We start from the raw sequence: 26,487 nt of genomic DNA on the forward strand, positions 1-26,487 counted from the left end.
GTTTCAGCTGCCGCCCAATGTCCGTGGATCGGCGGAAGGGCCGTACGTCTGTCCTTGTCAGTGCACGTGGTGAACGCCCGTGTCGAGACGGCAAATGGGAGAAGACGATGACCGATCACGGAGCCGATCTGCTGATCCGGGCCGGCGCGGTGCACACGCTGGTGCCCGGTCAGGCCCCGCAGCGGGCGCTGGCCGCGCGGGGCGACCGCATCGCGGCCCTGTCCCCCGATCCGAACGGCCTGGACGACTGGGTGAGTTCACGCACCTCGGTCCACGACCTGCCCGGTGCCACAGTGCTGCCGGCGTTCGACGACACCCACACCCACCTGATCTTCGCCGCACTGGGCGCACACGACGTCCCCGTCCACCAGGCCCGTACCATCCCCGAATTCCTGGACCTGATCCGGCAACGGGCGAAGGCCACCCCCGAGGGCGAGTGGATCCGCACCACCACCAACTGGCAGGAACTCAACCTGGCCGAGCGGCGCATGCCCACCGCGTCCGAACTCGACCGGGCCGCCGACCGGCACCCGGTGCTGGTCAAGCGCGGCGGCCACAACGACGTCGTCAACACCTACGCGCTACGCCTGGCGGGCATCACCGAGGACACCCCCGTACCGCCGGGCGGTGTCATCGGCCGCGACGCCGACGGCAGGCTCGACGGCCGGCTGATCGACAACGCCCTGCCTCTTGTGGAGCACCTCCTCCCCGCCCCGAACCTGTCCGAGCGCATCGACGGACTGCGCCTGGCCAGCAGCCAGTACGCCGCTACCGGCATCGGCACGGTGCGCGACTGCGCGGTCTCCCCCGCGGACTACGCGGCGCTCCTTGCCGCCCGCGAGGCGGGGGCACTGAGCACCCGGGTACGGGCCCTGATCCTGGCGTTCGACCTGACCAGCACGGCGCAGGTGGAGGACCTGCTCGACGTCATGGAGGACTGGCGCAACAGCTCCGACCCATGGCTGCGGGTATGGGGAGTGAAATTCCTCCTCGACGGCGGCCTCGAAGCCGGGGCGACCGAGGAGCCGTACGCCTGCGACCACACCTTCTCCGGAACGCTGACCACGGAGCCCGACGCGCTGGTCGAGGCAGTCAAGGCCGTGGTCCGGCGCGGCTGGCGGGTCGGCACCCACGCCTACGGCGACCGTGCGGTCCGTATCCTCCTGGACGTCTACGAACGCGTCCTCGAACGCAATCCCGGCCTCCCCGCCGGCACGCTGGTGATGGAGCACGGCGGCCTTGCAGGCTCCGAACAGCGCGCCCGCGCTGTCGCCCTGGGCATTCCCGTCACCATCCAGCAGCCGCTGCTGCACGACACCGCGGAGGTGGAGGAGGGCTTCTGGGGCCCGGAACGCGTCGCGCGCCTCTTCCCCGCCCGAGGCTGGGTCGACCTGGGCGCCCAGGTCAGCGCCGGGTCCGACTTCCCCGTCGGCCGGTTCGGCGCGATGCGCTCCGTCTGGGGCATGACCACCCGGCAGACCGTCATCGGCGTCAAGGGCCCCGAGCAGGCCATCACTTACGACGAAGCCCTCACCCTGCACACCACCAACGCCGCCCGCCTGTGCGGCGAGGAGATGCTGCGCGGCACCCTCACCCCCGGGCGCCTCGCCGACCTCGCCGTCTGGGACCGGGACCCCGCCCACTGCCCCGACGACACCCTGCGCGACCTCAACCCCACGCACACCTTCATCGGCGGCCTCCTCGTCACACCCACCGGCACGCAGTAAGCGGGACGTAGCGGGTGTCGGGACCGACCTCGTGGCTACCGCGGGTGCAAACGCCTGCGGTGGCTGACCGCAAGCGGCTTGTCCCTGCCCAAATCCGCCAACAGTCTGGTGAACTCCGGCGACACCGGACCCTCGCGGCGAGCCGCCCGGCCCGCACTTCGGTCAGCAGCGTGGCGAGTCGTGCCCGCCGCTGCCGGATCACGGCATCCCGCCCTCCGAGGTCTTCATCCAGCTCCGTCAGCACCTCCATCAGGTCCCGTGCTTGTCATCCGCGAGGACGTCCTGGACCTCATCAAGCCCGAGATGGTGGCAGTGCCGCACGGCCCGCGGGGTGGCCCCGACCAGGCGGCGATCTCGCCGATTCGCATAAGGCCAGTACAAACCGTGACGTCGCGGCAAGGTCAAGGGCGGCCTGACCGGCGGGTGGCCGGCCCGGCACAACCGCGTTGGAGGGCGCCAGGGAGAGCCCGGAGGCCTCCTTGACCTTGCCGCGACGTCAGCGTTTCTACTGAGTGGCATCCGGCCCGAAGCAATCACCGAGCTCGCGGGACGATCCCCCAGAGAGGACACGGAGATGACCACCACCCCCGAGAAGAACATGGCCCTGATACGCACCGCGTACCAGTTGGTGGAGAGCGACGACTTCGACGCCGCCGAGCAGATGCTGACCGAAGACTTCATCGCCAACGTCCCCGGGAGTCCCGACCCGCTGCACGGCCGGGAGGTCTGGCGGATGGGCACCAAGATCATGAAGGACGCGTTCCCCGACCTGAAGATAGACGTGCAGGAGATGTTCGGCGTCGGCGACAAGGTGACGGTGCTGGTCCACTTCCAGGGCACGCATCAGGGCGCGTTCCAGCAGTTCGAGGCGACGGGCCGCCATGTCAGCTTCCGGAGCATCGAGGTCTACCGCTTCGAGGATGACAAGATCGCCGAGGAATGGGTCGCTCCGGACATGCTCAACCTCATGCAGCAGATCTCCCCCACCGGCGCCTGACCCCGCCGGTCCATCCGCCACATGCCAGGGGTCCAGATGGGTCAGCTGCTTCTGCTGCTCCGGCTCTTCCGTGCCTGACCGACCGCCGACAGCGCGACAGACGCTCCTTCCCATCCAAGGAAGGGGCGTTTCGCCGACGTGAGCCGACGAGACGGCGCAGGGCTCCGGCGCCGGTCGCTCGGAGGTGCCTGCACTCGGCCCAGGCAGGCCCTCATGATCTTGGTAGAGGCCGTGGCCCCTTGGGCCTCTGGGGAATCCACAGAAATCTCGGCGATTGCAGCGTGGTTACACCGAAGACCAGCGGGCCGGATATTCCTATGCTCGCTGCGGAAAGCCCTCTGCACGAGTAAGGAACGACCCCATGCCCACGGATCTGATTCTCAAATCTGCTGATGCCTCGTTCCACCACGTCCGATCACTCAGAATCCAGCCAACTGATTACGGCACGAATACCCCGCCTGTTCGTCAGTCTGGAGAGTGAGTCGGGGTGACGGCGGAGACCAGCAGGACGGGGACCATGTCACTGCTCAAGAAGGCACTGGCAGCAGTGGTGAGCGCCGCATTCCTGGTTGCATGCGCAGCCGGCGGAGGCGAAGGCGGAGAAGAAGGCGCGGGCGACACGGCGAAGGCACAGTTCTCACTTCCGGAACCCACGGGGCAATATCAGGTGGGGACCCAGGAGATGCACTTGGTGGATCAGACGCGGCAGGATCCGTGGAATCCGGATCGCAAGCGGGAAATAATGATCAACGTCTGGTATCCGGCCAAGGACATCGAGCGTTATCCCCGGCAATCGTGGATGTCGGCCGGGTCGGAGCAGGCTGTTGACACGCTCATGGCGGCGGGGGGAATTCCCAAGGGATCCGTGGATTGGACTGCCGCGAAGACGTTCGGTCACGTCGACGCACCGCGTCAGGGCGGGAAATGGCCCGTTGTTCTGTACTCGCCCGGGCTTGGTGGACAGCGGGCGATGGGGACGGTTCTGGTACAGGAGTTGGCGTCGCACGGATATGTCGTGACGACGATCGATCACACGTTTGAGACCACCGTTGAGTTTCCGGGCGGACGGATCGAAAAACCCGTCGCCAATCCCAAGGATCAGCTGGGCAAGGCGACCGAAGCGCGCGTCGGCGATACCCGGTTCGTGCTCGACGAGTTGGGGAGGCGGGGGTGGAACCTCGACAAGGTCGGCATGTTCGGCCACTCGTTCGGCGGCTTCACCACGGCTGAGTCCATGCTGGCCGACGACCGGATCGACGCGGGCATCAATATGGACGGTCATTTGTTCACCGACCTCGGTGACGTCGCCAAACGAGGCCTTGACCAGCCGTTCTTCCTGTATGGCAGGCAGGAAATCGCGCCGGGCAAGAAGACCGTCGAGCACTCGCCCTTTACCGACTACGACCCGACCTGGGGCGTGTTCTGGACACACCAGAAGGGACCCAAGCGCTCCGCGGTGCTGCCACATTCAGGGCACCAGAGTTTCACCGATATGCAGATCATCCTGCCGCAGCTGGCCAAACCGCTGGGCCTCCCGGCCGACCGCTGGGCCGGCGCCATCGGCACGATCGATCCCGAGGAGTCGATCAAGGAGCAGAGCACCGCCGTGCTCCAGTTCTTCCAGTCCAGCCTCTCGTGATCGTTCTGGCCGGCTGGAGCCGCCCAGAACACTCACCAGGCACACGGTGACGCGGGGACGGATTCTCGCCGTCTTCTCCGTTCACCCTCAGGTCGGCCAACTGACAATCACGATCGGAGAATCGGGAAATGTTGGATGCGAGTGGCATCCGGTCGCTCTCACGGAAAGCGGGAGCCGTCGCGCTGATCGTCGCCGCGGTTCAGTACGTCGCCCTTGAAGCGGTGGCGGCGTCGGCCTGGAAAGATCCGCCGTATCAGTACAGCTTCAACTTCATCAGCGACCTGGGGGTGCCGTCCTGCGGGGGCGAGGTCGATGGCAGAACGGTCTGCTCGCCCCTGCACGTGGTCATGAACACGGGGTTCGTGGTGCAGGGCGTGTCGTTCGTCGTGGCGGCAGTCCTGCTGTTCCCTATGCTCCCGGACCGGCTGCGATGGATCTACCTGGCTCTGGCGGTGGTCCATGGCGCGGGCATCACGCTGGTAGGGCTGGTGCACGGCTCCCCGGAGGCGGCTGCGGACGGGTCGATGACCTGGCACATCCTGGGCGCGATGATGGCGATCTTCGGGGGCAATCTGGTCTCGATCGTGGTGGGGCGCCACCTCCTCGGCAGTGGCACGGCGCGGTGGCTGGGCATCACTGGGATCGTTCTCGGCGCCTTCGGGCTGGTGTGCGCGCTGCTGCTGCAGACGGTCATGAACGGGAACAATGTGGCAGCCGTGTTCGAGCGTGGTGGGGTCTACCCGATCATGGTCGCGGAGTTCGTCGCCGGAGTGGCGCTGCTGGCCTGGCGTCGGCCGGGAGCGCCTCTCCCCGCTGAGCCAAGGTCGGCCGGCGCGGCCGCGTAGACCAGCGGCGGATCTGCTCGGGGCGCATTCACTGCACCTCCTGCGGGATGTCGAGTTCAGACCTCCGTCCGGGGCGACTCATGGACTCGCCCGGCACGCCATTGCCGCGTTCCCTGGTGGATCCACCATCACATTGGGTGAGCAGATTTGACAGAGATCTATTGTCGATTCCACGATGACGTGCGTGACAGCGCCCAACGTACGGCCGGAGAGCGATTCGCTTCGCAAGCTGTGTGAGTCGCTGCAATCGCGCGTCGAGAGCATCAGTGACGAGATCACCGACCACGTCCGACGCGAGATCCCGTCGTATGCCGCGCTGCCGCTGCCTGAGCACCGTAGGACGGTGCGTGAGCAGTTTCGGGCCTTGCTACGGGGTCTCGCGCTCGGCGTGGAACCCACTGCCGAGCAGCTCCTTGTGGTGCAGTCCGCGGCGCGCCGGCGCGCTTACCACGGCCTGCCTGTCTACGACGTGATCGCGGCGTTCCACATCGTCGCCCGCCGGCTGTGGGACGACCTGCGTGCGGCCGCGCAGGCGACGGCGGCCGAGGACACCGTGATCGAACTGGTCGCGCCGCTGTGGTCGTGGATCGAGTCGTTGAGCGGTGTGGTCGCGGACGCCTATGCCGACGAGGCCGGCGCTCGGCACGGTCACGAGGCCGGTTTGCGGCAGCGCTTCCTGGAGCTGCTCCGATCGGGTGGGGCTGCCCGCGAACAGACCGCCGAGATCGCCCGCGAACTCGGATTCGAGCCGGACGGCGGGTTCCGTGCCGTGTGCACGCCGGCCGAGGTCTGGGCTGTGCAAGGACGCCTCGACCTGCTGCAGCGCGCAACACGGCAGGTTGCCGGGACGGTCTCGTGCGGCCTGCGGGGGCAGCTGATGATCGCCATCGTGCAGCGGGCCGACCCGGCCGACCTCGTCTCCCGTGTGATCAACTTGGGCGGTGTGGACGTCCACGTGGGTGTCGGCCTGGATCGGGCCGGTCTCGCCGGCGCCGAGATGAGCATCGGTGACGCCGAGCGCGCCTTGGTCGTTGCCCAACGCGGCGGCAGCGCCACGTCGTTCGAGGACGTCTGGCTGCATGCCAGCCTCGTCGACAGTCGCGAACGGCTGCACCCGTTGTTCACCGCGGTCCGCGGTGCCGCCGTCGAGCAACCGCAGTTGGCGGAGACGGTGATCGCCTTTGCCGACGCCGGGTTGTCACTGGTCAACGCTGCCGACGCACTGTTGATCCACCCGAACACCGTGGCCTACCGACTCGGCCAGTGGCACAAGCTCACCGGGTCCGACCCGCGCACCTTCGCCGGTCTCGTCCGCTCGGTCGTCGGCATTACCTGACAACCGATTGGGGAATCCACAAACATCTGCATGATCGCGAGTTGCTTGCACCGAAGTTCAGAGGCCAGGAGATTCCTACGCTCCGTAGTCGATGGCGCTCCACAACGGTGAGGGACCCACCCGATGCCCACTGATCTGCCCTTCCGTCCGGCTGATGCCGCATTCCATCAGGACCTCTACACGCCCGTTCTTCCTAGGACTCGGCGGACGAGCCGGCTAACGCGCCACGCGGTAGCGGAGGTAGACGACTTTCGAGCTGAAGGTGCGGGTATCGACGAGTTCGAGATCCACCCGACGCTCGTGCTGGGGGAAGAACGGGGTGCCACCGCCGACCAGCACCGGGTAGACCATGGCCTGGTACTCGTCGATCAGACCCAACGCGGCCGCCTCGGCGGCGAGAGCCGCGCCGCCGATCGCGATGTCGCCCTCCCCCGGCTCGGCTCGCAACCTCTCGATCTCCTCCGCCACGCTGCCGGAGGCCAGTCGGGCAGTGCCCTGCACGGCCGACAGCGTGGTGGAGAACACCACCTTGGGGAGCGGCTTCCAGAGCGCGGTCCACTCGCGATCTGCGTCGTCGAGCGTTGGATCCTGGTCGGCGGTCTCCCAGTACAGCATCGTCTCGTACAGCCGTCGCCCCAGCAGGTGGACGCCGACTCCGCGGATCTCCTCGATCCAGAAGCGGAAGACCTCCGCGTCGGGCGCCGTCCAGTCGAAGCCGCCATCCGGCCCGACGATGTAGCCGTCAAGTGAGACGCTCATCGAATAGGTCACGCTGCGCATCGCAAGCCCTCTCGGGAACGGGTTCGACAGTATGACCGCCGGACGCCGCAGGACTCATCGCGGCTCGCGGGATCCCCTGGGCCGAGTCACCTAACGAGACTATTCCGTTGAGAAGATCTCAAGTGAGCAGTTTCCAACCTGACTCATCGGCAGGCAAGTTGGCGTGGAAACGGTGTTCGGGACTGCGGTAACCGGGCACGCCACGCAATTGTCCGGCGCGGCGGTAGTGACCGTCGGCGTCGAGCGTCAGCCACGACCTGTGCAGGTCCCATCTCGTTGCCCGGGCCGCGAACGCCGTCCCTGCCCGGCTCAGGGCGTCAGCAAAACCCTGCCCACGACCTCCCCCACGTCCATCACGCGGTGGGCCCGCACCGCCTGGCCCAGAGGCAACACTTCGTGCACGACCGTGCGCAGTTTTCCGTGCGCAGCATCGGCGAACTGGGACGAGCGCACGGCCTGCCGGTCGAGGCCTGGCACGGTGTCAGAGCTGAAAGTGACGAGGGGAAGCTCGGGACCTCCGACGACATCGATCACCACGTCGAAGCCCGCCGGTGCGTCCGGGCCGCCCTCGCCGGAGCGGTCGAGGATGTGGGTCGCGCCCAGGTCTCGCAGGCGGGCGCCACGCTCCACCAACAAGGTGGTGACCGACACGGTGCCGCGTCCCCGAGGACTCCAACCGGATTACTCCAGCCGGGGGCAGGTACGGCGAGGCTCGGGACGACTCGCCGTACCTCCTCCTCATCCTGACCCGGCAGCCCCTCGCACTCGGCCGACTCCGAAGCGGACGCCCGCCCGCTCCCAGACACGACGGAGAACCATGCCAGCAGACGGCACGACCCCCGACACCGGCTCACAGGCGCGCGCCGCCACGCTTCTACACCGTCCCAAGCTGTGGCTTGTACCCACGGTTCTCACCGGGCTGCTCGTCCTGCTGCTGTCCCTGCTCTACATGGGCGGCATCGTCAACCCACAACGTGACCTGCACGACCTGCCTATCGCGCTCGTCAACGCCGACCGGGGAAAGCCGCTGCCGGGGCAGAAGGAGAACCTGGGCAGACAGATCAGCGCGGCCATCACCGCCGACACTTCGAACGACAAGGCTCAGTGGCGCACGCGCACTCTCCGGCAGGCCCAGGACGAGCTGGACTCCGGCAAGGTCTACGGCGCCCTCGTCATCCCCGCGGACTTCACCGACTCCGTCGCCGCGCTCACCACGGCCAAGGCGACGGAGCGTCCGGAGATCACGGTACTCACCAACCCCGGCAAGGGCAGTCTCGGTTCCTCCCTGGCGAGCCAGATCACCACGACGGCCGCCCACCAGGCCTCCCAGAACATCGGCAAGCAACTCACGACGGCTGATGCCGACTCCAGGACGAAGCTGCTGCTCGCCGACCCAGTGAACGTCACCACCGAGGTCGGCCACCCCCTGGGCGACCACAGCGGCCTCGGTCTGAGCGCCTTCTACTACACCCTGCTGCTCGTCCTCGCCGGCTTCCTGGGCTCCAACGTCATCAGCAACGGCGTCGACACCTCGCTCGGCTACGCGGACAACGAGATCGGCCCCTGGCACACCCGACTGCCCACGGTGCCCATCAACCGTACCCAGACGCTGCTGCTGAAGATGGCCATGACCGCCGGCATCACCCTCATCAGCGTCTCCATCGTCATGCTCGCTGCCGTCGGCATCCTCGGCATGGACGCGACCCACATTCCTCTGCTGTGGATCTACTCCTACTGTGCGACCCTCGCCGTCGGGCTCGGCGTGCAGGCCATCAACGCCGCCTTCGGCGGCATCGGCCAACTGGTGTCCATGTTCGTGTTCATCGTCCTGGGCCTGCCGTCCTCCGGCGCCACCGTCCCGCTCCAGGCGGTCCCCGACTTCTACCGCTTCCTGTCCCACTTCGAGCCCATGCGCCAGCTCAGCGACGGCGTCCGCGCCATCCTCTACTTCGACGCACGCGGCGACGCCGGACTCACCCGCGCCTGGACCATGATCGCGATCGGCGCGGCCCTCGGTCTCCTCTTCGGTTTCGCGATGACGGCCTACTACGACCGCAAGGGCCACAAACGCCTTACTCCCCAGCCCGCTTGAACAATGAGCACAGGGAGGGAGCCCGCCTCCGAAGAGGCGAGCCCCATCTCACGTATCCCTGGTCACGGAATGCCTCTTTCATGGGCTTCATCGGGCTTCATCGGGCTTCATCGGACGAGCGGACACGGACTCAGGCTGTCCGGGCGCAGTCGACTGCCACACGCAGGCTCTCGTCGACCGCCCGCGGGATGTCGACGACCGGGAACAGGGTGTGCCGTACGGTCCGTTCGGCGTCGACGACGAGGATCAGGCGTTTGTGCCGCAGCCGGCCCGCGCCGCGGAACGTCGGCAGTCGCAGGGCCGCGGCCAGTTGGTGCGCGGCATCGGAGAGGAGCGGGTACGGTACCTCCTCGACGCGCGCGAACTCCGCCTGCTCGTGGACGAGTTGGGTGCTCACTCCGCGCACGTCCACGCCCGCCCGCCGGAATTCGGGCCAGGCGTCCCGGAAGAGCCGGTTCTCCAGCGTGCAGCCGACGGCACCGGGGATGGACTCGCCCCATTCGACGCCCGTGCCGGGGTAGGTGAACAGCACGGTGGCGGGTGCGTCCGGTGAGACGAGGGGCAGATCGGCGCCCTGTGCGCCGGGCAGTTGGAGGTCGTCGGGGATGCGGGTGCCGACCAGGGCGTGCACGCGGGCGTGCTCGGCACCGTCCTCGGCGGCCGTTGCGGTGAGGCTGCCGTCGCCGAGCACCCAGCGGTCGCCCCAGTCCTGCATGGCGACGAGCAGGGGCAGCAGCGCGGCGCCGGCGTCGGTGAGCAGGTACTCGTAGCGCACCGGACGCCGTTGGTAGAGGCTGCGCCGCAGAACCCCCTGAGCGACAAGCCGCCCGAGCCGCTCGGTGAGCACCTTCCGGGACAGGCCGATCTCGGCGGCCAGCGCGTCGAAGCGGACGTGCCCGCGAGCGACCTCCCGCAGCACCAGAACGTTCCACCAGTCCCCCAGGACCAGGGCGGCCTGGGCGATGCCGCAGGTCTCGTCGGCGTTGTGCATCCTCATGCACCCATAGTAGGTTCCCTTTCGGGACTCACTTTGTTTCTTGATGGAACTTATCGCCCGCCGCCACGCGGGCCCAGCGTGAGGAGATGCGCCGTGACCGCCATCAGCCGGGTCGTCGCACGGGAGATCATCGACAGCCGGGGCAACCCGACAGTCGAGGTCGACGTAGAACTCAAGGACGGATCGCTCGGCCGCGCGGCCGTCCCGTCCGGGGCCTCAACCGGCGCCCGGGAGGCGGTGGAACTGCGCGACGGCGACCCGACCCGGTTCCACGGCAAGGGAGTTCGGCGCGCCGTCGACGCGGTGAACGAAAGCATCGCGGACGCCGTGACCGGGCTCCACGCCGAGAACCAGGCGACCGTCGACCACGCCATGATCGAACTCGACGGCACGGACACCAAGTCGCGGCTCGGCGCCAACGCCCTCCTCGGTGTCTCCCTGGCCACCGCCAAGGCCGCCGCAGCCGCCCACCGGCTGCCGCTGTACCGCTACGTCGGCGGGGTCGACGCCCGCGTGCTGCCGGTGCCGATGATGAACATCGTCAACGGCGGCGCCCACGCCGACAATCCGCTGGACTTCCAGGAGTTCATGATCGCCCCGATCGGCGCGGCGACTTTCGCCGAGGCCGTCCGGATGGGCTCGGAGATCTTCCACACCCTGCGCGGCAACCTGCTCGCCGCCGGCCACAGCGTGAACGTCGGCGACGAGGGCGGCTTCGCCCCCGACCTGCGCACCGCCGACGAGGCCCTCGACTTCGTCGTACGCGCCATCGAACAGACCGGCTACAAGCCCGGCACCGACATCACCCTCGTGATGGACCCGGCCACCTCTGAGTTCTTCCGCGACGGCGTGTACGACTACACGGGCGAGGGAGTCCGCCGCACTCCCGGCGAACACGCCGACTACCTCGCCACGCTCGTCGACCGCTACCCCGTCGCCTCCATCGAGGACCCGATGGCCGAGGACGACCACGACGGCTGGCGCGACCTGACGGCCCGGCTGGGCGAGCGCTGCCAGCTCACCGGAGACGACGTCTTCTGCACCAACGAAACACTGCTCCGGGCAGGGATCCGTGACGGCATCGCCAACTCGATCCTGGTGAAGGTCAACCAGATCGGTACCCTCACCGAGACCCTGGCCACCGTCGCCACGGCACACCGCGCCGGCTACACCGTCGTCATGTCCCACCGCTCCGGCGAGACCGAGGACACCACCATCGCCGACCTCGCCGTTGCCACCGGCTGCGGTCAGATCAAGACCGGTTCGCTCTCCCGCGCCGACCGCACCGCCAAGTACAACCAACTCGTCCGCATCGAGGAGGAACTGGGCGCCCAGGCCCGCTACGCAGGCCGCGAAGCGCTGGGCCTGCGCCGTTGACCTGGTGACGTGGCCCGGACCGGCAATCAGAGCTTCAGGCACCCGGCCTCGGCCAGGACCTTCACCTTGTTCCCGGCCCCTTCACGTCGGGCTCTTCTCAAGGATTTCCGGACCACGCATCGGATGATCCGACGCCACCATCACACCTGCGGCCGAGCCCTCACACGGCCTCGCTCACCTCACACAATGCCGTCAGGGCGTGTGCGTGGGGCGTGACCCCGTCTGCTCCTGAGGTGTGACGGGCCGGAAATTCGATCTTCATACGGTGCTGGTTGTGGGCTGCCCCATGGGCGGGACCGTCACGGCTCGGGAAGGCACGCACCGCGAAGTGGGGTCTCGGTGGCATCTGGCGCGAAGGGCGACAGCGTCCGTACGGTCTGCTCGTACTGCGGGGTCGGCTGCGGGATCGTACTGGACCTGATGCGGGACCCTGCCGACGGCCGACGCCGTGCGACGGAGGCATCAGGCGACAAGGCGCACCCCGCCAACTTCCGCCGCCTGTACACCAAGGGGGCGACCAGCCCGGACATGATGGCCGCGCCCGGACGAACAGCGAAGGCACTGGTGCGCGCCGAGCGAGGCGCCCAGCCCGCCGAGACGGACGTGGACGAGGCGATCACCTCGGTCGCGGCCCGGCTGCGGGCGGTCCTGGACGAGCACGGGCCGGACGCCCTGTCCTTCTACGTCGGCGGGCAGATGTCCCTGGGTTGACCCGTCGATTGGCCGGCAGCGAGCGCACGACATGCTCCATCCCGGAGGCTGGATGGCGCTGCTCGGCCACGTCGTTGTCCGCCGGCCGGGAGAACCGGAGGTGTATGCCGAGACCGCCGATCTCCACGAGCGGTTCTGCCCAGGGAACCCTGATTGAGGGCATCCGCCACTCGAAGAAGACGTGCGCGGAGCCGATGAGGGTTGGGGCCTGGTCGACGATCCCGGAGAATTGTTTGGCCCAACGATCCTGGCTCAGCGAAGTTGGTGGGGTCGGGTCGGCACAGCGCTCCACTTGGCCATTCGGAGACACGGCCGTCTCGGCCGACCCCACGGCCGGGTCAGCCCGGCTTGACCGCCAGCGTCGCAAAATAGTTCGACATGTATTGAGCGGATGCGTTGGATTGGTGCGGCGCTTCCGCGAAGCCGGTGAGGACGAACCCCGCGGCGAGTTGCCCGCCGATCTGGTCGGTGAGGGTGTGGCTGTATTCAAGAGGGGCATCCGCGCCGAACCTCGTGGCACGTTCCTCGGCGGAGTACTGCGTGACATCGCTGTAGGGCAGCTTGTGCACGACGATCAGTTCGCCGCGCTCGTCGAGCGCCTCGTGGTCGAACAAGTACGCATCAGGGTTGAGGAAGCCCACGAGCAGAGTTCCGCCCGGTCGCAGGACACGGAAGCACTCACGCCACACCGGTGCCAAGTCTGGTACGAAGAGGTTAGAGACCGGATGGAATACGACGTCGAATGTTGCGTCGCCGAAGGCGCTGAGGTCGCGCATGTCGCCCAGGACAGTGCGCAGCTCAAGTCCGTCGCGCGCCGCCACCATCTGGTCCTGGCCGAGTTGGCGGGGTGAGTTGTCGAATACGGTGACCCGCGCCCCTGCGGCAGCGAGGATCGGACCCTGCTGGCCACCGCCGGAGGCCAGGCACAACACGTCCTTGCCGGTCAGGTCCGTCGGCAGCCAGGAGCGGTCGACTGGCTCACGCCCGATGAGAACAATCGACCAGTCGCCCATGCGGGCGCGCTCGACATCCTCAGCACTCACCGGCCTCGACCACTCGTTGCCCTCATGGACATACTTGTCCCAGGCTGCCCGATTGTGGGCAACGGGGTCGACAACAATGTCCTGCACGTTCAACTCCCTGCTACAGCCAAGCGGACACCTGCGGTACTGACAGTTCGGTGCCGCTAGCCAACATGATTGCAGGGTGCGGGCTCAACGAAATTAGCGGGCATCGAGGTGTCCACGGCGAGCCACGCCGGCACGCCAACTCGTCGCAGCGCCAGCGGCGCTTGGCCCACACCAGCCGCGGTCGGCGGCCACCGACCGACAGGCCACGCGGCCGGGTCACCCGCCGGCCCTTCGACCGCCGCCTTGCAGTCGGCGCGGTTGACGGGAAACGGTCGGCCGACCATGACGATCAGGCGGGTGTCGGCGTCGATCACGACCTGGTGGTTGGTGGAGTACCGGTAATTCTTCGACTGCTCGGCGACGGTGTGGTCCCGGGTGGGTACGAGCGTGCCGTCCACGATGAGTACGGCGTCCTTGCGGAATCCCTTGTGTGCCTGGAGCGCGAGCCTGGGGTCGAGGCGGTCGATGACGCGGTCAGCTGCGGACTTTGAGACGCCGAACAGTGGAGCGAGCTGCCGCATCGTCAAGTTTGTGCGCCAATAGGCCGTCACGAGCAGGACTCGGTCCTCCAGCGGAAGGCTCCACGGCCGGCCTCTACGGCCCGCGTCCGCGCCTCGCGCCGCAGTGCGCTCACCAACTTGGTGAAGCATCGCAGGCTCAGCCCCGTGAAGGGGCCTGTCCAAGACGGCTCCGACGCCGTGATCACACCAGCCACGGAAAGATCATCTCTGCCGTGAGCAGCGATACGAGACGACCGTCAGGTGTGCAGAATGCGCACGGCGAGCAGCGTCTGCCAGGTCCAGCCGATCGTGAGTGAGAGGCGCTGGATCAGTCCGCCCAGATCCACCCAGCGTTGATGCTGGGTGAACGCGGCACTGGCCAGCGCCATCGTGGTTGCGAAGAGCACACCGCTGGCGATCGAGTAGAGGGCCCATCCCAGCGAGTTGGACATGGCGAAGACGAAACAGGCCACGGCAAGGGCGAGGAATCCGATGATGGAGAACAGGTCATGCAGAGCCCCGACGCGGGTGGGGCGCTGAAGCTGATCGGGGGTGCCGACTGGGTAACCGCTCACCGGATCCGTGCGGCAGGCACCTGCACCCAGCAGACCGACCGCCCATACGCCGATCAGCAGTGCACCCCAGTGGGAAGGCCCAGTACGCCACAGGCCCACGGCGAAGAGCAGCGACAGCAAGCCCGTGAAGAGGAAGTTGACGGTCTGCGCCCACCCGGCGCGGCCAAGGGCGAGCGAACTGACGGGATGGCGGAACGGCTTGTAGTCCACACGGCTGGCGCCTTCCAGTAGGTACGCGACGGTGAACAGCGGGCCGGCGGCCATCCCGCAGGCAAGCAGCGCTTGATTACCCATCACGTCAACCTATGTTGACAAGGTAGGCGCGTCAACCCACATTGACGTGAGGGTGGGTAGGCATCAGTCATTAACCGAAACGTGTAATCGCCAGCCCGGGCAACAGCTCATGCCTCTACTGCGGAAGATTATTTGCGGGACAACCCTTAACCTTCCCGGCAGCATTGGATCAACTCGAATCATGGCTCAACGACTCGCGTGACACGTACATTCGCTCGCGTAACGAAACGCTCGCTGCAGACTGGTCCACGGAGAACGGCTGCAACGGCCGCCGCCCGCACCACACTTCTGCGCATATGCGCTCGATCCCATCAGGAACCGACCAGGGACGACACTTTCCGCCACTCTCGCGGATCCCGAATGAGGGCGGCCCGATCCCTCCACGGCAGTACGCTCGTCATACGGCCGCCCGTGACCCCGGCCCTCTCCGTGCAGTTTCGTTCCGCGCAACAGAGGCCCTGCGCAAGGCGAAAGCCACTACACCGACAGAGGAGATGGGGCGCATGGGCCCGCATCCCGACCTGTTCGACGAGTTGCGTGTGGTCACGGCCGACGGCGAGTTGGACTTGGCTACCGTGTCAGCCTTCGCGCGTGATCTGAAGGGCGCCCGGCATGGCACCGGCCGACTGTTCCTCATAGTCGACCTGCTCGGCGTGACGTTCATGGACGGCAGCGTTCTGGCCCCGCTGTGCACGGCGTGGGAGGACTGTCATGAGCGGCTCGGATGGGTGCGGGTCGTGCACAATGGGCCAGGCGCAAGTCTGGTGTTCCGGGTCGGCGGTCTGCAGGAGCGTTTCCCGCGGTACGCGAGCGCTCAGGATGCCTGGAACGGTCTACCAGCAGACCGCGCGGCGGCGGGCCGGGCCACGTAATGCACGGCGCAAGTCGGGCAGCGTCTCACCCCGAAGTGCCGCGGCCCCCAGGGATGTGAACGTCGGCGATTTTTCCCAGGCTCAAGGTCACGTAATTCTCAGCAGTTCGGCGAGGCAGGCCACTTGTTCTGTGGAGAGGGCAGTTGGCGGTGGCCCGAAGAGTCGATGTCGTGCGGATGCGTGTTGAGGGAGTCGAGATCTGCCAGGTCGCAGACTCGTTCCAGCAACGCCGCGGCCCAGTCCAGCTCCAGGACGTCCGCCGACGGTGGATCCCAGCGGGGGTCTCCATCGGGCGATGTTCCGGCTGACGTGCGGCAGGCGGCGAGATGCTCTGCGTCGACGCGGGCGAGTTGCTGGGTCACGGCCATGACGGCAGTATCCCGACGACATCCAGCCGTTTTCTACTTCGTACGGCGCTTGCCGTTCTTGTCGGCGGGGTTCTTCGGTCGTTACTGGTGATGATCAAGGAGCGTCCCTGTCGCTCGGAGACCGACTCGTAGAGGTCGTCGGCCTGTGTCGCGTTCAGCTGGCGCATCGTGAAGTCGTCGAGGATGAGGACGTCGGGACGTACCAGTTCGCGGATCCGTTCGTCCCAGGTGCGATCCGCATGCCCGCCGGCGAGGCCCGCGAGGATCCGGCTGGTCTTGGCGAAGCGGACGTGAGCGCCCGGCATGCGGCCAGCGCAGGGCGCCCAGGTCGCGGATCTGGGCCGCGGGGAGCTTGGAGGACGCGTTGAAGTCGAACTCCTCGAGCGTGACCCGGACATGACGGGCGGCGACGGACTCGTCACCGATGCCACCAGCAGGAGTAACGTGAAGGCACCAAGGGCACTTCGCACTCCGGCATCCACGCGGGTCTCGTCCTCGGTGAGCAATGGCATCGGGGCCGACCGCCGCGTCGCCCCGAAGACGGGTTCGCATCATGACCGCGACCACCACGTCCACCCGCACCGCCACTCCACCCTCCGCCGCGCGTGTGGCACTGAAGTCCCCGACGGGCCGCGGCTTGCTCGACGGCGCCTGGTGGCCCCGTTCACGCGACCTGGCCACCGAGCTCCCCGCCCTGGCGGACGTGCTCGATCCGCTGTGGGGCCGCATCACCCGGGTCGCCGTCAATCCGATGCTCTGGCCCGTCGTCCCGCGCAAGGTGACCGTCCGCGACCGTGTACTGAAGGTCGGCTGGTTCACCCCTGAACTCGACCCGCACAAGCTGCTGTTGCTGTCCTACGGGACCGGTCGCTGGGACCTCCTGGTGATCCCGCCCGAGACGGATGCCGCGACCGCCGCCCGGTTCATGACCGCCGCCTGCGACCCGGACGGGCCCCCACTGACCGCCACCGGTCTCGTCGCCGCCGAGTCCGCACGCCACCACGACGCCGCCGTGGGGGACCGACCGCAGACCGTGGAGGAGTCGTGGGAGTACGAGGGCCCCGCGACCTCCACCCACGCCGTCCCCACGGTCGCGGGAACGTGACCGCCATGGACGCCGCGTTCACCGCAGCCGCGTTCCTCGTGCTGATCGCCGTCGCCGCGTATGTGATCCACCGCCTCAACACCCAGCACGCCGAAAGGATCGCCTTGCGTACCTACAGCCCCTCCCTGCCCGGCTACCGCGCCCCCGCCGAGCCGGGAAACGCCGGTACGCCGCCTCCCCAGCCGGTCGCCCCGACCGACCGGCACGACCATCGTGACGGGGGCCGCGGGCGGTTCCCGTCGCGCCGCCGCCGTGACCGCACCACGCACAAGCAGGCCCGCTGAGCCGGGCCGCGTCGAAGGGACCGCGATGGGAATCCGGATGGCCGAGGTGTATCTGCGCAGGCTCACCCGGTGGCAGGCCGAACAGCAGCGGGAGGCCGTCGCCGATGTGTACGTCACGGCGTACCGCGGCGCCGCCGGGGCCGAGTACCGGGACCGGAAGGGGTTCCTGCGCCGCTTCGAGCAGCACGTGCACCACGACGGTTTCGACATGGCCGTCGCCGACGCGACCGGCCTCGTCGGCTGTGCCTACGGGTACCGCCTGGAGCGCGACGGGGCGTGGTGGACCGACTTCCCCGTCGAAGTGACGCCTGAGACGGAGGAACTCACCGCGTCCGGGCGAGTGTTCGCGCTCACCGAGCTGATGGTGCTGCCCGCGCATCGCCGCCGCGGTGTCGCGACCCGCCTCGGGGACCTGCTGCTCTCCCGCCTCCCCAAGGACCTGGTGGTGGCCGGTCTGGACCGGGACAGGGACGCAGCCGGGATCAGGGAACTGCTCCGTACCTGGGGCTGGAAGCAACTGCCCGCCGCGGGGCCGGGCACGGAGACGTCGGGCCGCGAGGTCTGGGCGCGCGGGCCTGTCCGGTGAGCGGGCGCCGGGGCGGGCGGGCTCAGAACTCAGCCGTGTCCAGGTCGAAGCGCTCCGCACTGACTACATCGACACTCTTCGACGCCGAGCCGCGGAAAACCCATGGAACCGCAGACTGGCCACCGCCCGAATGGCTGGTCTCCTTGGGAGCCATCTGAGAGCCAGCACTCTCCGCAAGGCCCTTCGAGACCACCCGAGACCATGACAGTCCGACGCTCCGACCAGGGGAAACGCCATGGGCGCCGGCAAGATCGGCAACCGACCTCATTCGGGACGGAGAGGTCGCGAGTTCAGAACTCGCAGAGGACAGCAGGCGGTTGCGAAGGGTCGCTCGCAGGCCGGCCACACCGTCCAAGCGCTTGGCCGCAGGTTCGAGTCCTGCCGGGGGCGCTTCGCTACTTTGCGTGTTTCCGCAGGTCAGGTGTGGCATCCAAGCTACCGATGACCTTTCCGAAGGCGTCACCCATGCAGTGGCGACCCTGAAGTGGTGTCTGGCTCGATTCGGCATCGCCGCAGATCGACGCCTATGCCGCGCCCTCACCGACGCCACAGAGCCGCCGCAGGTTCGAGTCGTAGGGGTGAACTCCAGCAAGCGTTCCATCACGCACAGTGACGAATGCGTGACCTCCTGCGCGTCGGACTCCCGGTCGGCTTCCCGACGGTGCTCAGCGACCCAGAGCACCACGTCCCGGATCACCGCGGCCTGCTGCCGGGTCAACTCCCTGCCCTCGGGCCCATCCACGACACAGATCTCGAATCGGAAAGCCGGCGGACGCCTCCGCCCGACCCGTCGCCCGGACCCCGCGGACTCACCGGCGCTGCGGTCATCATCCACACCCTTCAGGCTGACGGACCCCGCCCCACCCCTGCACAACGGGACCGCGGACGACTCCTTCCCGTCCCAGCGCGACCGAGTCCGGCCGCCGCCACCCCTCATCCCGCCCGACGAAGTGCGATGTCTTCCGTATCCCCGTCACCGACCGCGCTGCCGTCGACGCTGCCTGCCGAACCGCAGCCGCCTGTCTGCGGACTTCGAACGACCCGTTCGACCGTCCCGTCAGGGTTGCTGCTGTGCGGGTCACTCCTCGGTGAGCCGCTGGGCGAGGCGTTCGGTGTTCAGGGCGCGGATCCCGGCGTCAACGGCTCCCCGGTCGGTGAGGTCGGTGCCCCGGGCTGCCAGGGCGGCGGCTGTCTCCTTGGCCGGCCCCCAGGCCGTGTGGTCGTCGAAGGCCACCTCAAAGTCCGGGAGTTGGGTGTCGACGGCGTCGGCGACGGGGCGATCCAGCGGTCTTCGACGCCTCGCTCGGTGAGCGCGAAGCGGATCCAATCCTTGAGCACGCCGGGCAGGAGGGTGCGGTGCGCCTGGTCGAGGACGCCTTGCCGGGCAGCCAGTCCGTCAAGAACTGCGCGACTTGGGCGGGGCTCCAGCACAGGGGGCCGGTAGTGATGTAGTTCTCTCCGTAGTCGAGGGAGAGGTCGGCCAGGGAGCGGACCGTGGCCGTGTTCTCGCCGGGGGCGGTGGCGCGCCCCGTGGTGAACTCGGCGAGCAGGCGGTCGCGTTCCGTCTCGGACAGCTCCTCCTGGTCGGGCAGGTGGTCGCGGCAGCGCGATCAGGCCAGGGCGCGTAGGGCCACGTCCGTGAACCGGTGCCCCAGCCCGCCGCGTTGAGGCAACTCGGCGATGTCCCCTCCACACCGGTCGTGTGTCCCTCGTCGTCCGGCGCGCGATCCGGACGTCGCGCACCGGTCAGGAGTGGCCGACCTCGATGCCGAAGATGCGGACCTCGCCGTAGTTGTCGTCGGCGCACGGCTCGGAGTTGTCGCAGTTGGCCTGGGTGTAGGCGCCTGCCTTGAAGTAGTTGGTGTCGCCGTCGTGGGAGATCGTGGTCTGCAGATCGCCGTTGTGGTACACGTCGATCTCCCCGTCCTCGGCCACGAACCTGGCCTCGAACGCGGTGCCCAGCTCGTAGTCGTCGGTGACGAGGTGGTGGTGGCGCTCGTCACCGTCGGTGATGTAGAGACTGCTGCCTTCGAGGCGGAAGACCGTGACGTCGTCGTCCCCGCCGTGGACCTGCGCGCCGACCAGCCACGGCCGTTCCTCGGGCAGCGCCGTGAACGCCTCCTTGACCACGAGGGTGTGGGTGCCGTCCGTGGTCGACCATTCGGCCTCGTCCTCGCCGCCGTCGGTCATCTCCCGCAGCTCGGTGCGCGGGTAGCTGGATCCCGACGTCGTCACGCCGTTCACGGCGGCCCGGAATGTGACCGCGTCGCAGTCGTCCTCGGCCCGGAACCAGGGATCGGCGGCGAAGGTCGCCAGCTCGGGCTGAGTGATCTCGGTCGGGTCCTCGTCCTCGCCGGTGGGCAGGGTGAGCTTCCAGTTCGTCAGGTCGAGGACCCCGGAAGGGTACGTGCATCCGGCGGCCGCCGGATGGTGCACGGCCGGGGTGTCGGCGTGCGCGGACAGCGTGAACGTGGTGACAGAGACAGCTGCGGTGATGCCGGCCAGCAGCATGGTCCGAGTTCTGGGCATGGAAGATCTCCTCCTCGTCGACGGTGTTCGGTCCGGGCCGACGCGCACCGTACGCGCCCCGCCGGGGACCCCTCCCGAAACCCCGGTACCGCGTGGCCGGCGGAGCCGCTTTTCGGTCAGCTATGCGATCGCTTCCGGCCGGACTGCGGCTGCGCATGGGTGCGACTGATGAAGGCTCTGGGTAGACACCCCGTACGGTCCGCCGTACGCAGTAGGTTCGATCTGGCGCGCGGCTCGGGCCGTGTGTTCCGGAGTCGACCGAGGGGGAAGATCCGTGCGTTCCGGGGAGGAGTTCGCCCATCGCTATGTCCTCAAGGAGGTCATCGGCGCAGGGCGTGGCGGCGATGTGTGGCTGGCCCACGACACGGTGGTCGGCCAGGACGTCGCGCTGAAGCCGGAGCGGACGGACGGCGAGGGCGAGACCGCGGTGCGGCGGCTGTTGGGCGAGCCGCGCGCCATGGCCAAGTTCCGCGACCATCCCCACGTCGTGACCCTGTTCGACGTCGTCACCGTGGAGCCGGCCGACGGTGGGAGCGGGGCGGACACGTACTGGTTCGTCATGGAGTACGTGCCCGGCGGCGGCCTGGACCGGCAGCCGCCGGTCTCCCCCGAACGGGCGGCCCGCATCGGTGCCCAGCTCGCCGACGCGCTGGCCGCCCTGCACGAGGAGGGCATCGTCCACTGCGACGTCAAGCCCGCCAACATCGGCCTCACCCGGCGCGGTGACGCGAAGTTGCTGGACTTCGGAGCCGCCTACCGGGCCGGCGGCAGCGAGACCATCACGGTCAACGGCCCGTACAGCTACACCCCGGACTACGCCGCTCCCGAACTGGCCCGGGGCAACGTCCCCCGGCCGGCCTCGGACGTGTTCTGCCTGGCGGCCACCCTGCACGCCCTGGTCACCGGTGCACCGCCGCGCGGCAGCGAGCCCGAGGAGAAGGAGCACGACGGCCACCAGGAGGACCCGGACTCCTGGGAGAACACCGAGCGTCTGAGGCACTGGCAGGCCGAGCAGGGTGTCGTCGAGATGGACGCCGACGCCGTGGGACCGCTGTACCCCGTGCTCGCCGCCATGCTCCGACGCGACCCTCGGCAACGCCCCGACGCCACCGAGGCCAGGCGGCTGCTGGAGGACGTCGCCGGAGCCGGTCCCAAAGCCCCTGGGGACATGGCCACACCCCCCGGAGACACGGCCACACCCGACACTGTCACCGGGCGCCGACGCCGGCACCGGCCACTGATCGCGGCCGCGCTCGGCGTCGGCGCCGTACTGGCTCTGGGGCTCGTGGTCATCCCCGGCCACGGCGACGGCGACGACGGGAAGGCCACCTCCGTGTCCGGCCAGAGCCGGCAGGAGGAGGCACAGGCCCTGATCGGCGACCCGCACACGGCGGACGTGTGCGCCCTGGCCGACACCGCCGCTCTCGACCAGTTCGCCGACGGGGACGTCCACAAGGACGTGGACTACGGGAACTTCGACCGCTGCGACGTGCTCGTGGGCATCGACGACAAGACCCGGATCGACGTGTCGATCCGCCTCCTTCAGGGCTCGCCGCCCGAGGGGGCCAAGCCCTCTCGCACGATCGGGAGGATCGGCATCCTGGAGGACGAGGCGGAGAGCGATGAGTGCAACCGGCTGCTGACCGCCGACGGCAACACCGAGGACACCCTGGTCCAGATCCGCGTCAACATGGGCGAGGGCTCGGTGACCGGCGGCAACGCGACGCTGTGCACGGTCGCCGAGAAAGCCGCCACGGGCGCGGCCGAGGTCCTCGACGGGGGTCCGGTCCCGCGCCGCGCACAGGCCTACCCGAAAGCCTCGCTGGCCTGGGCGAACGCCTGCAAGCTGCTCGACGCCGAGGCACTGTCCGTCGTTCCCGGCCTCAAGACCGACGTGCCGGACGTCGGCATCTCGAACTGGGGCTGCGAATGGTCCAGCACCGTCGACGGGCTCGATGCGGAGGTGAGCTTCTTCCGGGACCAGCCCAAGTCCGCTCAGGACGGCACGGTCCTCACGCTCAGTGGACACCGCACGGTCGTCGAGTCGAACGACGACGGGGACACCTGTACGGCCTTCGTCGAGGACCACAGGTACAGCGGCCAGGACGCCGTGACAGCCGCCGAGATGGTGCGCCTCGACGTCGGCGGCGAGCGGCCCACGGACGAGCTCTGCGGGATGGCGAAGGACCTCGCGGCCTCCGCTGCCGCCCGACTCCGCGCGCGATGACGGCAGTCAGCAGGCATGCGTCACCGCCTCCTCAGGGCGCGGAGTCCGGCCAGGCCGCGTCGTCCTCCATCAGGTCGAGGTCCGGTGGTACGAGTGTCGTGGACTCCACCAATCCCTTGAGCAGGTTGTGCAGCAGGCGGTTGTCGCCGGGGCGGCCCTCGGACTTGTCGTGCAGCAGCGGGTACCGGAAGCCGGCGCCGTCCAGGCGGCGGCGTACGGCTTCGATCCGGTGCTCGATCCTGCGCTCGGTCCAGCGCCCGTCCGGGCGGAGGTAGGCGAGCTGCCTGGCGGCGGTGGCGTACGTCAGGGGGCGCGCGTCCTCCTCGTACAGCAGATACCGCTGGCCCAGGACGACCAGTAGCAGCCGTTCGTCGTCGTCGAGCGCCCAGATCTTCGGCGACACGGTCCTGGCGGTCCGTCGCGACACCGGTCCGTGGTCGTCGTGGCCCGACACGTACAGCTCGACCAAGTGTTCGCGGTAGCCGGAGCCCTTCACGAACAGCGGGGTGTACCCGATGTCGAGGGGGATCGCCTCGGTGCTGAGGTGCATCATGCGGCCGCGCGGCAGCCGGACGAGCTGCTGCCCGGTGTTGCGCAGCCACCACAGCCCCTGGCGGTACGACAGTTCGCCGTGCTGTCGGCTCACTCCCAGGTCGTCCACGCCGACCCCCAGGTCCACGTCCGGCTCCTCACCGCGCCCGAAGCGGAGGGTCAGGCCCGGCCTGGGCGGGGCACTGAACTCACCGGTGACGCTACGGGCGTGCAGGGTCCCGGGCGCGGCGGGCGCGACACCCCGCGCGAGGCTGGCGGAGAGGGTCATCGCTGGTCTCCTCGGTTCGTGGGCTTGTCGGTGCGCGGGTCTCTCGGCACGCGTACGGAGTCCTGACCAGTGTCCGCACCCGCTGCGGGACCCCTCCCCAATACTGGCCCGTACAAAGAGGAGTGCCCCGGCTCAGGGGTTCAACGGCATCCGCAGGCACACGAGTTGAGGGGTTGACCGATGAACGCGAGCAGGGGCCGGGTCGGCGCCGCCGTGGCGCCGACCCTGATGGCGGTACCCACCGGCTGCGGGGGGAACGGCAGCCAGGACGACGGCTCCGGTGAGGGGGCGGAGTCGTCGTCCACGAGTACGCCGTCGAAGGCGAGCGGCGGGGGCGAGCCGACGGAGACGAAGCAGCCGTCCTCGCCCTCGTCCCCGTCCCCGTCCTCTTCCACGGCCGTCCCCGCCGACGGCGGCGACGTCGACGCCTGCTTCGACGCTCGCTGCGAGATCGCCCTCACGAAGCCCACAGCTATTGAGGTCGACAGCCGGTTCAACGTCGGCGATCTGCGGGTCACAAAGATCATGGCCGATTCGGTGGTGCTCGATTCCCGGGGGTGATCAGTACGCCGGTTTCAGCGCTCCTGCGGGAAGTTTCTTCTCGTCCTCCCGGGACACGGCGCACAGCACATGGCGGAAGCCTGTTTCCCAGTCCTCGTCGGCAGGGGTCCAGGCCCACATCTCGTGTCCCGCGCCGCGGGCCCAGTTGACGCCGTACTTCTCGTCGCACAGCTCTGACGAGTCCACACTGTCCGACGAGCCGTTGCCCGAGGCCCACGCCCAGCCGACGACCTGCGCATGGTGCGGCTCGTTGCAGCTCGCCAGTGTCTTGGTGTACGAGCCGTCCTCGTCCTCCTCGGCGTCGAAGCAGTCCCCCGTGCCCAGCTGGGTGACGTACACCTCGTCGCCGGACTTCCGGTAGGCGCCGATGGGGCCGCCGAGGGTGGCGTTCTTCAGGAAGACCAGGCAGGCGGAGGCGGGCGGCTCGCTCTGCCCCGTCTCGGGTGTGAGGACGTACAGCACCGGGGCGGCCATGGTCTTGCGCAGTTCCGCGGTGCGTCGGGTGCACTCGCTCCGTGCGGCCTCGGCGCCGGATGCCGATGCGGTGCCGTCGGCGGCCACGGTCGCGATGACCTGCCCCTCGGGTTCGTCGTCGTGGCAGTCGACGAGCTTCAGGCTCGGCCGCCCCTTGTACTCCCCGTCCTTCCAGTCGGCGTCGACGCACTGCCCCGGCGTGAGTCCGTCGCGCAACCCCGCCTGCCTGCCGTACGGGTATGCGCTGCGGGTCACGGTCGGGGACGGCGTCGGGGAGGCAGTCGCGGCGATCTTCGCCCTGGCCTCCGGGCTCCTGGGCGTGGCGCCCTCGTCGTGGTAGGTGACCGCACCCAGCGCGAACCCGCCGCCCCCGACCAGCACGGCGGCGAGCGTCAGCAGCGCGACCGTCAGCCGGCCCGGCACCCGGCGAGCACCGCCCGGGGTGCTCCGGGCGGTGCCGGCGCCGCCGGAGTCCGCCGCGGCTTCGGAGCCGACCGGGCCGTCGGACCGATCGGCGCCTGCGGGCTCGCCGGAGCCCTGCGTCCGCTCCGGCTCCGGTCCGTCACTCACCGAACCGTGCCCCGCACCGCCCGCCGAGACCTCCGACCCGGACGAACCATTCCCCGAACCGCCCTCCGCGATGTCCGCCCCGCCCGGGGTGGCAGCCGGCACCCGTGCCCCGCCCAGGCCCGGGAGCGTGGCCGACGAAGCACCGCGGGTGGTGGCTTCCGTTGCCTCGGCGAGCAGTTCACGGGCTTGTTCCGGCTGCATACGCTCCGCGGGATCCTTGGCCAGCAGCCCCATGACCACGCGGCTCAAGGGATCACTCGCCCTTTGCGGCACGTCGGGGTCGGTGGTCAGTGCCGCCATGAGGGAGGCGTCGAGCGTGTCCCGCTCGAAGGGGGCGGTGCCCTCGACGGCGAAGTAGAGGGTGACGCCGAGCGAGAAGAGGTCGGTCGCGGCTGTCGCCTCGCCGCCGGAGAGCCGCTCCGGCGCCACGAAGCCCGGAGTGCCGACCACCATGCCGCTCTGGGTGACCCGGGTCTCTCGGGGCCACAGGGAGATGCCGTAGTCCGTGAGCAGCACCCGGCGGTCGGCGGTGCCCGAACGGTCCGGCGCCAGCAGGATGTTGGAGGGCTTCACGTCCCGGTGGATGATGCCGAGTCGGTGCCCGGCGCACAGCGCGTCGAGAGCGGCCGCCCCGATCCCGGCCACCTCTCCGCTCGGCAGCGAGCCGCGCTCCGCCACCACGGCGCGCAGGTCCCGTGTACCCGGCAGGTACTCCATCACGATCCACGGGCGGTCGTCGTCCTCCACCACGTCGTACACCGTGATCACGTTCAGGTGCTCGCGCAGCTGCGCAGCCTTCAGCGCCTCCTTGCGCCCCCGGGCGGCGGGGTCACCGCCGGCCGCGTCCGGCTCCGGCGGTACGTCGATCTCCTTGACCGCAACCTGGACCCGGAGCGCCTCGTCCTCGGCCAGCCAGACGTCTCCTCCTCCGCCGGACCCCAGCCGCTGCCGCAGCCGGTACCGCCCGGCGACGACCCGTTCATCCCGTGCCACCAACATCTCCTTCCCCGCCGCGTTTCCCGACCGGCCGCCGCCCAGAGCTCCTTGCGGCCGCCGGCCTCATGCTCACTCGCCTCGCCCGGGAGCCGTCC

The 26,487-nt window shown here is 68.9% G+C and carries 24 protein-coding genes and 3 pseudogenes; 14 read left to right on the plus strand and 13 right to left on the minus strand.

From position 1 onward, the window contains the following. Positions 1-107: 107 nt before the first annotated feature. The 5 genes from KCH87_RS31935 to KCH87_RS31955 all read left to right on the plus strand — a co-directional run bounded on the left by KCH87_RS31935 (position 108) and on the right by KCH87_RS31955 (position 6,544). The gene (locus tag KCH87_RS31935; protein WP_210590326.1) at positions 108-1,727 is read left to right on the plus strand and encodes an amidohydrolase; all 1,620 of its coding nucleotides are present in this window, start codon (positions 108-110) and stop codon (positions 1,725-1,727) included. Between the two features lie 574 nt (positions 1,728-2,301). Continuing rightward, on the plus strand, positions 2,302-2,724 hold the full coding sequence (locus tag KCH87_RS31940; RefSeq protein ID WP_247197122.1) for an ester cyclase: 423 nt from the start codon (positions 2,302-2,304) through the stop codon (positions 2,722-2,724). A gap of 517 nt (positions 2,725-3,241) precedes the next feature. Continuing rightward, a complete protein-coding gene (locus tag KCH87_RS31945) occupies positions 3,242-4,363 on the plus strand; it encodes a lipase (protein WP_210590329.1) in 1,122 nt (373 codons plus the stop codon). Between the two features lie 128 nt (positions 4,364-4,491). Then, positions 4,492-5,208, plus strand: a complete 717-nt coding sequence (locus tag KCH87_RS31950; RefSeq protein ID WP_210590332.1) for a DUF998 domain-containing protein — start codon at positions 4,492-4,494, stop codon at positions 5,206-5,208. Between the two features lie 184 nt (positions 5,209-5,392). Next, positions 5,393-6,544: a CdaR family transcriptional regulator gene (locus KCH87_RS31955; protein ID WP_210590335.1), complete on the plus strand. Its 1,152-nt coding sequence runs from the start codon at positions 5,393-5,395 to the stop codon at positions 6,542-6,544. A gap of 216 nt (positions 6,545-6,760) precedes the next feature. Here KCH87_RS31955 and KCH87_RS31960 read toward each other — a convergent pair whose 3' ends face one another. Together KCH87_RS31960 and KCH87_RS31965 are read right to left on the minus strand one after the other, a co-directional pair. After that, a complete protein-coding gene (locus KCH87_RS31960) occupies positions 6,761-7,324 on the minus strand; it encodes a dihydrofolate reductase family protein (RefSeq protein WP_210590338.1) in 564 nt (187 codons plus the stop codon). 309 nt (positions 7,325-7,633) lie between these two features. Then, positions 7,634-7,987: pseudogene (locus tag KCH87_RS31965) on the minus strand (NADPH:quinone reductase); the annotation flags it as partial. Positions 7,988-8,141: 154 nt separating this feature from the next. Between KCH87_RS31965 and KCH87_RS31970 the strand changes: the two are divergent. After that, the gene (locus KCH87_RS31970) at positions 8,142-9,416 is read left to right on the plus strand and encodes a DUF3533 domain-containing protein (protein WP_210590340.1); all 1,275 of its coding nucleotides are present in this window, start codon (positions 8,142-8,144) and stop codon (positions 9,414-9,416) included. A 130-nt stretch (positions 9,417-9,546) separates the two neighbouring features. On the opposite strand, the gene KCH87_RS31975 is transcribed toward KCH87_RS31970, so the two are convergent. Continuing rightward, positions 9,547-10,413 (minus strand): winged helix-turn-helix transcriptional regulator, encoded by an 867-nt coding sequence (locus KCH87_RS31975; protein WP_210590343.1) that lies wholly within the window; start codon positions 10,411-10,413, stop codon positions 9,547-9,549. 93 nt (positions 10,414-10,506) lie between these two features. Here KCH87_RS31975 and eno point away from each other — a divergent pair, with 93 nt between their 5' ends. Next, the gene (gene eno / locus KCH87_RS31980) at positions 10,507-11,790 is read left to right on the plus strand and encodes a phosphopyruvate hydratase (protein ID WP_210590346.1); all 1,284 of its coding nucleotides are present in this window, start codon (positions 10,507-10,509) and stop codon (positions 11,788-11,790) included. Positions 11,791-12,129: 339 nt separating this feature from the next. Beyond that, a pseudogene (locus KCH87_RS31985) lies at positions 12,130-12,495 on the plus strand (hypothetical protein); the annotation flags it as partial. Between the two features lie 344 nt (positions 12,496-12,839). Here the strand turns inward: KCH87_RS31985 and KCH87_RS31990 are convergent. The 4 genes and pseudogenes from KCH87_RS31990 to KCH87_RS32005 form a co-directional block, all read right to left on the minus strand. Continuing rightward, positions 12,840-13,631: a class I SAM-dependent methyltransferase gene (locus KCH87_RS31990; RefSeq protein ID WP_210590557.1), complete on the minus strand. Its 792-nt coding sequence runs from the start codon at positions 13,629-13,631 to the stop codon at positions 12,840-12,842. A 13-nt stretch (positions 13,632-13,644) separates the two neighbouring features. Beyond that, positions 13,645-13,851 carry a hypothetical protein gene (locus KCH87_RS50815; RefSeq protein WP_210590351.1) on the minus strand — a complete coding sequence of 69 codons (207 nt, stop codon included), beginning with the start codon at positions 13,849-13,851 and terminating at the stop codon, positions 13,645-13,647. Position 13,852: 1 nt separating this feature from the next. After that, a pseudogene (locus KCH87_RS32000) lies at positions 13,853-14,346 on the minus strand (transposase family protein); the annotation flags it as partial. A gap of 42 nt (positions 14,347-14,388) precedes the next feature. Beyond that, a complete protein-coding gene (locus KCH87_RS32005; protein ID WP_210590354.1) occupies positions 14,389-15,000 on the minus strand; it encodes a DUF998 domain-containing protein in 612 nt (203 codons plus the stop codon). A 503-nt stretch (positions 15,001-15,503) separates the two neighbouring features. Between KCH87_RS32005 and KCH87_RS32010 the strand changes: the two genes are divergently transcribed. Continuing rightward, positions 15,504-15,872: an STAS domain-containing protein gene (locus tag KCH87_RS32010; RefSeq protein WP_210590358.1), complete on the plus strand. Its 369-nt coding sequence runs from the start codon at positions 15,504-15,506 to the stop codon at positions 15,870-15,872. Positions 15,873-15,970: 98 nt separating this feature from the next. Here the strand turns inward: KCH87_RS32010 and KCH87_RS32015 are convergent, their stop codons facing one another. Further along, complete coding sequence (locus KCH87_RS32015) at positions 15,971-16,240, minus strand: hypothetical protein (protein ID WP_210590360.1); 270 nt, start codon at positions 16,238-16,240, stop codon at positions 15,971-15,973. Then, positions 16,231-16,545, minus strand: a complete 315-nt coding sequence (locus KCH87_RS32020; protein ID WP_282613025.1) for an ATP-binding protein — start codon at positions 16,543-16,545, stop codon at positions 16,231-16,233. The genes KCH87_RS32015 and KCH87_RS32020 overlap by 10 nt, the downstream gene beginning before the upstream one ends. 248 nt (positions 16,546-16,793) lie before the next feature. Between KCH87_RS32020 and KCH87_RS32025 the strand changes: the two genes are divergently transcribed. The 3 genes from KCH87_RS32025 to KCH87_RS32035 are packed head-to-tail and all read left to right on the plus strand — an operon-like array spanning position 16,794 to position 18,215. Further along, positions 16,794-17,345, plus strand: coding sequence for a DUF5994 family protein (locus KCH87_RS32025; RefSeq protein WP_210590362.1), 552 nt, complete (start codon positions 16,794-16,796; stop codon positions 17,343-17,345). A 5-nt stretch (positions 17,346-17,350) separates the two neighbouring features. After that, the gene (locus KCH87_RS32030; RefSeq protein ID WP_210590559.1) at positions 17,351-17,629 is read left to right on the plus strand and encodes a hypothetical protein; all 279 of its coding nucleotides are present in this window, start codon (positions 17,351-17,353) and stop codon (positions 17,627-17,629) included. A gap of 25 nt (positions 17,630-17,654) precedes the next feature. Continuing rightward, the gene (locus KCH87_RS32035) at positions 17,655-18,215 is read left to right on the plus strand and encodes a GNAT family N-acetyltransferase (RefSeq protein WP_210590365.1); all 561 of its coding nucleotides are present in this window, start codon (positions 17,655-17,657) and stop codon (positions 18,213-18,215) included. Between the two features lie 1,078 nt (positions 18,216-19,293). On the opposite strand, the gene KCH87_RS32040 is transcribed toward KCH87_RS32035, so the two are convergent. Together KCH87_RS32040 and KCH87_RS32045 are read right to left on the minus strand one after the other, a co-directional pair. Further along, a complete protein-coding gene (locus KCH87_RS32040) occupies positions 19,294-19,449 on the minus strand; it encodes a hypothetical protein (RefSeq protein ID WP_210590368.1) in 156 nt (51 codons plus the stop codon). A 512-nt stretch (positions 19,450-19,961) separates the two neighbouring features. Continuing rightward, a complete protein-coding gene (locus KCH87_RS32045; RefSeq protein ID WP_210590371.1) occupies positions 19,962-20,744 on the minus strand; it encodes a polysaccharide lyase family 7 protein in 783 nt (260 codons plus the stop codon). 274 nt (positions 20,745-21,018) lie between these two features. Between KCH87_RS32045 and KCH87_RS32050 the strand changes: the two genes are divergently transcribed. Further along, positions 21,019-22,971, plus strand: coding sequence for a serine/threonine-protein kinase (locus KCH87_RS32050; RefSeq protein ID WP_210590374.1), 1,953 nt, complete (start codon positions 21,019-21,021; stop codon positions 22,969-22,971). Positions 22,972-23,002: 31 nt separating this feature from the next. Here KCH87_RS32050 and KCH87_RS32055 read toward each other — a convergent pair whose 3' ends face one another. Then, the gene (locus KCH87_RS32055) at positions 23,003-23,791 is read right to left on the minus strand and encodes an FHA domain-containing protein (protein ID WP_210590377.1); all 789 of its coding nucleotides are present in this window, start codon (positions 23,789-23,791) and stop codon (positions 23,003-23,005) included. Positions 23,792-23,971: 180 nt separating this feature from the next. Between KCH87_RS32055 and KCH87_RS32060 the strand changes: the two genes are divergently transcribed. Beyond that, entirely contained in the window at positions 23,972-24,352 is a 381-nt protein-coding gene (locus KCH87_RS32060; protein WP_210590380.1) for a hypothetical protein, read from the plus strand. On the opposite strand, the gene KCH87_RS32065 is transcribed toward KCH87_RS32060, so the two are convergent. Beyond that, the gene (locus KCH87_RS32065; protein ID WP_210590383.1) at positions 24,353-26,389 is read right to left on the minus strand and encodes a serine/threonine-protein kinase; all 2,037 of its coding nucleotides are present in this window, start codon (positions 26,387-26,389) and stop codon (positions 24,353-24,355) included. It abuts the gene before it with no gap. Between the last annotated feature and the right edge of the window lie 98 nt (positions 26,390-26,487).

Source organism: Streptomyces sp. GESEQ-35 (assembly GCF_017948485.1).
Taxonomy (GTDB): domain Bacteria; phylum Actinomycetota; class Actinomycetes; order Streptomycetales; family Streptomycetaceae; genus Streptomyces.